Here is a 4306-nt window from a genome sequence, read left to right as displayed (position 1 = left end):
GGCTTCGGTCACGCGCCGGTGCCGGGCCGCAACTACGCATTCGTCGGCGGCCTGATCCCGGCCTACGAGGTCGAGAAGACGCCTGAGGGTGGTACCAAGGCCACATTCATCGACGCCGGTAACAATCCGCCGTTCGGTGTGATGATCCACTACGCGCTGACTGAGGAGCCGAAGGAACCGATCAAGCTAGAGATCCTCGACAGGGACGGCGCGGTGATCCACGAGTTCGCCAGCAAGCCCGCGCCGGCCAGCGACGGCATCGAGCCGGAGGGCGACGGCCAGCCGAAGCTGCCGACCGCCGTTGGGCTGAATCGCTTCGTCTGGGATTTGCACTACGCCGATGCCGAAAAGATCACCAGCAAGGGCGGCGACCAGCCGGGAGTCGGCGGCCCGATCGCTGCGCCTGGCGACTATCAGGCGCGGCTGACTGTTGGCGACGAATCGTTCAGCCAACCGTTCACCGTGGTGACCGACCCACGGCTGGCGACAACCGCCGAAGACTTCGCCGCACAGACCGCCCTCGGCCTGCAGATTCGTGACAAGCACAGCGAACTGAATCGCGCGGTCAATCGCATTCGCGCACTGCGCGAGCAGGCGAACGGTTGGGTCACTCGAGCGAAGGACTCGTCTGCCGCCGAGGCAATCAAGAGCGGCGCGAAGGCGCTGGTCGAGAAGCTGGACGCGATCGAAGGCGAACTGCTGCAGGTCCGGGCCAAGTCGAGCCAGGACACGCTCAACTACCCGGTCAAGCTGAACACCAAGCTCGCGTCACTCGGCTATGCGCTCGAGATGTCCGACACTGCGCCAACGGCCCAGATGATCGAGCTGTACGACAATCTCGCCGAACTCATCGATTCGCAGATTGCGGCACTGGAATCGGTGCTGAATGAGGACGTTCCTGCGTTCAATGCCATCGTTCAGCAGGCAAACGTACCGGCCGTCAGCGGCTAGCCGCAACATGCCAGCGTCGTGCCATGCAGCGCGGTGCAATGCGCTGCGTGGCACGACCATTGCATACGAGAGCAGCAGCAACGAGCGCATGCCCGTTGATCGTCAACATCGAAAGGAACGCTCTCGCATGTATATTGGTGGCGGTCTCCTGGTCCTGATTATCATCATCATTCTGCTGATCATTCTGTTCTAACCGCACCAGCATCGTCTGATATTCCGGGGCGTCCCATGCGCTACCCGGCAACCGGCACGTGCGGCGATGCTCCGCAACCTGCCTGGTCTCCACCTCGACTCAAATGCTTCCGCCAGCAACCGAACCATCGAGCCACGCCTGATTTGACATATTTCGGGGGGGCGTAGCCTTGCATCAAGCAGAGACGCAGAACATGCTTCGTGTTCATCGCTATGCTGCGCCGCGCTCATCCCGCCGCCTCCCTCCGCGCAGCCAGAGAGAAGGGCTGCGCCATGCAATCCGCCGAACAACCGCAGCGTCGGCGATGGCTCCTGATCGGCGTTGCAGCCATCTGCCTGATCGTCGCCATCTGGGCCATCGAGCAGGGCCGCGGCGATGAGACGGGGGATCAGTCCGCATCGTCAGCCGCCGGCATCGTGCGCGAATCAGACGGCGTCACGATCAGACTCGACAACGTCGATGCCACTCAGATTCAGACCGAACTGACTTTCACAGTGACGCTGCCGGACGAGGCGGTTGAGTCGCACGTACCGGACGTCCTTGGGCCGATCTTCCCCGGCAATCAACTCAAGCTTGATGGGATCGAGCCGCAAACCTCCGGGCTGAACATCCAGATGAAGCCGCACCAGACCGGCGAGACCTCGCTCACCATGACACTCACCCTTGGCCCAGTCACCGACCCGGCGCAGGGTGCCACAGTGACGTTCGCTAATCTGCCGTTCGCGCTGGACGAAGGCGGGCCGGTCGTCGTTGACGGCCCCTGGGAGTTCCCACTACAACCGGAACTGTTTAGCGCCATGAAGTCGACGACCAGCATTGCCCTCGGCAAGAGCGTTGCCAGCCAGGGGCTGACCATCACCGTCGACCGTGTCACCAACAGCGATGCAGGGCTATTCGTGAACTTCACCATTGCCAGTGAGCGGACCGGCGCAACTGATCGTGCTACGAATGAGGTTCGATTGAATCTCGAAGACGGCTCAACCATTGTTGCTACCCAGATTGAGCAACTCGATGGAGATGGCGGATCGATCCAATCGAATGGGTCGAACACTTTCGTCGCGACATTCCCGCCGCCCAAGGAATCTGACCTGTCAGCAACAGTCTCCTTCGGCCCATTCTCGAGCGGCGTGCCAGAAACGGCATTGATCGTTATCAACGATCCGTTTGGCGATTGGTCGTCCGAGCCGCTGATATTGCATGGTGAGAGGCTTGAAGTCACACAGGTCACAATTGATGAGGCTACTGGAGAGTTAACCGCATTAGTCGAAAATACCGAACCAGTAGAGTCAGCGACCCGCATGTTCGGCTCGCCAATGGGCCACCTGATGACCGCCACTGACACAGACGGCAACGTCTTTATCCCGGTGATGGGTGCAACCAGTTTACGCAAGAGCGAAGACGGAACATTGGGCGCCGGGGAGCACGGCGCGATCTTTGCCGGTATCGACCCTGCAACTCCAATGTTGACGCTCAGTTCATCACAGACCGGGGAATTCCTGGACGGCCCGTGGGAGATTGATGTGCAGTTGCCGTAGCCATTGGTCAACATGACAAGGCCGACTGCGTAGAGATCGCAGTTGGCCTTGTCATTCCGTCAGTGTCCACAGTTGACAGAAAGCCTGCTCGCGATTACTATAACGTGAGCCGATATAGCGCGCGGCGATATAGTGCGAAGGAAATGGCGTGAGCGATGCGCTGGGAGGACTCGGGCGATTCACCGAGCCGGCCTTGCTAATCCTGATCAGCCTGGCTGGTGGTGAGAAGCACGGCTACGCGATCATGCAGGATGTTGAGGAAATCGCCAGCACACGAGTCGGACCGGGCACGCTCTACGGCGCGCTGGCGCGGCTGGAAACGCGCGGCTGGATCGAGGCGCTGCCGAGCAGCGATCGACGTCGCCCGTACCGACTCACCGCCAGCGGCGCAACCGCGCTCCGCGAGCACCTCAGCAGCGTCGAGCAGCTGGCGCAGGCAGGTCTACAGCGATTGGCAAACACATGACCCGGCAGCATCCACGCACCGCAAAGCTCATCAAGCTCTTCCCCCGCGCCTGGCGCGAGCACTACCAGGATGAGTTTCTCGCCCTGATTGAGGATCATCCGATCGGAGCTCGCGATCTCCTCGATATCATCGTCAGCGCAGTCGATGCGCGAGTGAGACCATCCTCCTGGTTGCCTGGAACAGAGCGCCAGATCGTGCTGCAATCATCCGGGCTACCCTCACCACCGCAACCGGGCACGACGATCCGGGTTGGAGGAGATCGCCCTGCACGACCGGAACACACGCGGCGATTCTCGCGACGTGTGTTCCTGCGCAATGCGCTCGTCGGCAGTGCAGCCGTTGCGCTCAGTGGTGCCGGAATCGCGACCTATGCGTTCACCCGCCCGAACAAGACCGGTCCGTTCGGCCAGCCAATCAGCGTGCCGCTGTCACTGCTTCCTGCCGTCGGTGCCCCGCCGTACAAGGACTTGCAGGGCAAGTTCTGGCTAATCAACAACGATGACGGAGTCCTGGCGCTCTACTGGACCTGCCCGCACCTCGGCTGCACCGTCCCCTGGAGCGATGAAGAAGGACGTTTCCACTGCCCCTGCCATCATTCCGTGTACGACCGCCATGGCGTTCGCATCGAAGGCCCGGCACCGCGCCCGATGGACATCATGCCAATCCAGCTCGACACCTCCGGCACTCTCACCATCAACACGGGCGACATCCGCCAACGCGCAGACTACGACCCAAGCCAATCGTTGAAGTTGTAACGTTGGTTCACTCCGCAGATGCGAGGGAACGACCTTGATACCAAGTGCATGCCGTGCAGTCCGAAGGACCACGCTCAGATGCGTGAGGACGGCTCAGCCGTAGTTTGGAGCATCCGCGCCGTCGGCAGAACTCGCCCATGCCCGTGGGGACGACTGTCTCCTGAAATTGCAACAAGTAGACATTCTGGGAACACCCCCACGCATGTGGGGACGACCATCGGTCGATGCCGACGGCGATGTGATCGACGGGAACACCCCCACGCATGTGGGGACGACGGCAGAGAATGATGTGAACGCCTACATGGCGACCGGAACACCCCCACGCATGTGGGGACGACACGAGTTTGGTACCCCCTTGGGGTGTCGGGAGGGGAACACCCCCACGCATGTGGGGACTACATCCGCC

General features: G+C 61.4%; 4 protein-coding genes and 1 CRISPR repeat array. All 4 genes read left to right on the top strand.

What is annotated here, in order from left to right; translation table 11 throughout:
- A partial coding sequence (locus tag M9890_15455; GenBank protein ID MCO5178350.1) for a hypothetical protein occupies nucleotides 1–951 on the top strand: 951 nt, incomplete at its 5' end.
- A gap of 465 nt (nucleotides 952–1416) precedes the next feature.
- Nucleotides 1417–2679: a hypothetical protein gene (locus tag M9890_15450; GenBank protein ID MCO5178349.1), complete on the top strand. Its 1263-nt coding sequence runs from the start codon at nucleotides 1417–1419 to the stop codon at nucleotides 2677–2679.
- A 148-nt stretch (nucleotides 2680–2827) separates the two neighbouring features.
- Nucleotides 2828–3145, top strand: a complete 318-nt coding sequence (locus tag M9890_15445; GenBank protein ID MCO5178348.1) for a PadR family transcriptional regulator — start codon at nucleotides 2828–2830, stop codon at nucleotides 3143–3145.
- Nucleotides 3142–3900, top strand: coding sequence for a ubiquinol-cytochrome c reductase iron-sulfur subunit (locus M9890_15440; GenBank protein MCO5178347.1), 759 nt, complete (start codon nucleotides 3142–3144; stop codon nucleotides 3898–3900). The genes M9890_15445 and M9890_15440 overlap by 4 nt, the downstream gene beginning before the upstream one ends.
- A gap of 126 nt (nucleotides 3901–4026) precedes the next feature.
- Nucleotides 4027–4299: direct repeats of the CRISPR family, unit length 28 nt; unit sequence GGAACACCCCCACGCATGTGGGGACGAC.
- Nucleotides 4300–4306: the final 7 nt, after the last annotated feature.

The sequence above is a fragment of the Thermomicrobiales bacterium genome, from assembly GCA_023954495.1.
GTDB lineage: Bacteria > Chloroflexota > Chloroflexia > Thermomicrobiales > CFX8 > JAMLIA01.
Note: the sequence above shows the minus strand (reverse complement) of the source record. Positions and strands in the feature narration are given on the sequence as shown.

Coding starts and splice junctions, on each gene's coding strand:
- M9890_15450 (MCO5178349.1), top strand. CDS start 1,417: ATGCAATCCGCCGAACAACCGCAGCGTCGGCGATGGCTCCTGATCGGC.
- M9890_15440 (MCO5178347.1), top strand. CDS start 3,142: ATGACCCGGCAGCATCCACGCACCGCAAAGCTCATCAAGCTCTTCCCC.